2 protein-coding genes are annotated in these 2,937 nt (G+C 30.8%); both read right to left on the bottom strand.

What is annotated here, in order from left to right; all coding sequences use genetic code 11:
* Positions 1 to 203 precede the first annotated feature (203 nt).
* Positions 204 to 2,069: a hypothetical protein gene (locus HU824_RS19250; protein ID WP_136011533.1), complete on the bottom strand. Its 1,866-nt coding sequence runs from the start codon at positions 2,067 to 2,069 to the stop codon at positions 204 to 206.
* A gap of 11 nt (positions 2,070 to 2,080) precedes the next feature.
* A complete protein-coding gene (locus HU824_RS19245) occupies positions 2,081 to 2,605 on the bottom strand; it encodes a type II toxin-antitoxin system antitoxin SocA domain-containing protein (protein ID WP_117714064.1) in 525 nt (174 codons plus the stop codon).
* Between the last annotated feature and the right edge of the window lie 332 nt (positions 2,606 to 2,937).

Genomic DNA, 2,937 nt, shown 5'->3' with positions numbered 1-2,937 from the left:
CTGATAGAGGTCGTACACCTCCTGGTAGTTTACTTTTTCTTTTGCCATAATCTTTGTTAGTAATTGGTTATGGCGCAAAGATATGCTGGGTTGCGATGCGTGTCAAGGCGGAAAATAGAATGGTTACAAGAAAGTAGGCACTGGAATACTTTTAACTAATCATTTCTTGTATAAAAAGCCCCGACGGAAGCCAGTGCGATAGGTTATTGAACTGGCTTTATTTGTTGTAATTCTGATTTCGATTCATTGTGCAATGTGTCTATTATAGTTCCAGTTCTACCTGTCTTATCTATTGCAGACTGGCTATAACCGCACAAAGAACAAATCAATATAAAATATGATACTATCACTATTATACCAACTATAAACCGACCAGTTTTACGGTAGTGTGTCCAACTTATCCTCTGAACTAACAATGGGGATACAAATAAATACGAAAAAGCAAATAGCAATAGTAATATGCCTAGCCCAATAGTATTAGTTATTAACTGATACAGATTAAGAGTAGTATTATTTATGAAAATATTCACAATTCCAAAAAGGAAAGTAATAGCAGCTATAAATATTGCTATCGAATCATAAGCCTTTTTATCTGAAGCTTTAATATCTTCTTTTATCTGTGTTATCTCTTTCCTTTCCATTGATAAATCACAACGAAACCTCAAATACTCCTTAGTCCTATTAAATTGTTCTAATCGTTCTTTCAATGTATTATAGTTAATATATCGAGCATAAGCCGAAGGCATAAACAGCCTAATAGACCCATCGCCTACACTACACATTGACTCTTCGAATGGTAATTGAAAAGGAAAAAACTGATGAGAACTACTCCAATCATAAGCCTCTTTGTATAAAAGAATAACCCGGTTAAGTTCCTCCAATTTATCTTCTATAAGTCTATTATCAAAATCATCTTTTCCAATATGTAGTTCAATACATCTAATAATTGCTTCAATAGCCTTCTCGTATGGATGGAAATTTTTCACTCCAGTCTTTGCCTGTATATGCTCTATATGCAGCAGTTTCTCTTTTATTTGCCTCAAATTAGGTTCACATTTTTGTATATAGAAAGAAAAACAACAATTGTGCAAGAAATTAAAAATAGAATTTAAAGAAAATTTATTATATTCTTCTACTGAATTAGCCGGACTTATAAATGCTTGTGTATCTCGTCTTATTTGATAAATATTAGAAAACTGATTTAACACAAACCACATCTTGTCAATATCGGATTTGTCTGTAAAATTCTGTTTGTAATATTTCATCAATAATACAAATGATTTCAGATTAGGATTTATTCCATTAATATCAGCCAACAATTCTTCTGCTTTAGATGCTGAATTGCATTCTTCTTTTACAAATTCATCATAAGACCCAATATTCATTTCCATTGGGAATATCAACTCAACAGCAGACTCAATATTATAATAGAAAGGAGTTTTCTTTATCTTACGTATGATAAAATGACATTTTTGGAGCAGTATTGATAAAATCGCTTTTCTTTCAGCGCTACCTTCACTCATATACTCCATTAATCTATTTCTAATTATAAGTATATCCTGAAATTCATCTTCATTTGCAGGAAATTGATAATCATAGATACATAGAGGTATAACAATTTCCGAAAATAATATAAGATTATTATCTGTCGCTTCTTCTTTCTTTAACCTGTAGAATCCGTATTTATATTTATCCTCTTCTGTATTAAATTTCTTTTTCGTGGCTATTATAAAAGAATTGTAACGTTTTAAGGAATTATAGATTGAGTAATTCAAATCTCTATAACTTGACAGCAACTTGTCTACTTTTTTGTTTCTTGATTCCGAAGGAGCATATTCCACCGCTGCTGTTTTTTCCAAAAAGCGATTTAATACATCAATAAAATTAGGAGTACCAATGTATTCACCACTAATAATAGATTTGCTCAATTGAATAAAGCACACCTCAAAAAAACTGTCTATTTGAGATTTTTTATCAAACAATACATTTTCATCTTCGCCATCTGGCAACCAAGATTCAGAAAAATCTGATAAAAATTGATTATAACATTGTTCTAATATGCTATGCATTATGCGTGATTTTACTCAAAGTATTTATTTCTATCGTTCCGAATTGAATCTACAGTCATTTTATAACTTGACATATCCATTAACTTAGCAAAATTTATAGACTGCTTCCAGCTTTCCCACTTATGTGTAATTTTCACCAAATCAAAAGCGTTCAATAAGATAAGATGTCTATTTTTCATTTTCAAAGCATCAATAGCATCCTTTACAAGACTATAATCATCCACATTGTAAAGTAATGTCACATTTTCTTTTTTAGTAATAGATCTTTCAGTTATAATATAAGATGGCAGTTTTTTATCTTGAATAGCATTATATATATCACTTTCCACAGGGCCATATGGCAATGCATGAAAATTATCAAAGATATCTAATAAATCCCTAGCACCTTCTTCCTTAGGAACTGCGGTCAAAAACAGAAGTTTGAGCATAGACAATTTAGAACAGTTCTCGAATCCTTTATTCTGCTCTTTATTCTCTTCATTATACCAATTCTCAAATAAGGATAACATATAATCAAATGCATATATCTTGCTCATAGTTCTTATTTATTTCATCATAATAACGCTGTTCTTGACTAATTATTACAAATTAAGAACACGAATAGTTTGATGTATTATGCAGTATTAGCACAAAACAGCACAATTATGCTGCAAAAGTAGCGTAATTTCTCAAAAGTGAGCATTATTTAGCTAATTAATTACTCAATAATGCTGCCAAACATACATACTTTATATATAGATACATTAGTGTCCCATAAAAAATAGGGACTAGTTAAACATTAAATAAATTTGGCCCATTTGGTCCGAAACGGTCTTTGTCATATTGAAATTTAGTTTTGTCGAAGAGGTCTTTCAAGTGCGTTTTGTCA

It is taken from the genome of Bacteroides sp. L10-4 (genome assembly GCF_013373675.1).
GTDB lineage: Bacteria > Bacteroidota > Bacteroidia > Bacteroidales > Bacteroidaceae > Bacteroides > Bacteroides muris.
The sequence above is the reverse complement of the archived record's forward strand: the minus strand, read 5'-3'. Positions and strand labels throughout refer to the sequence as shown.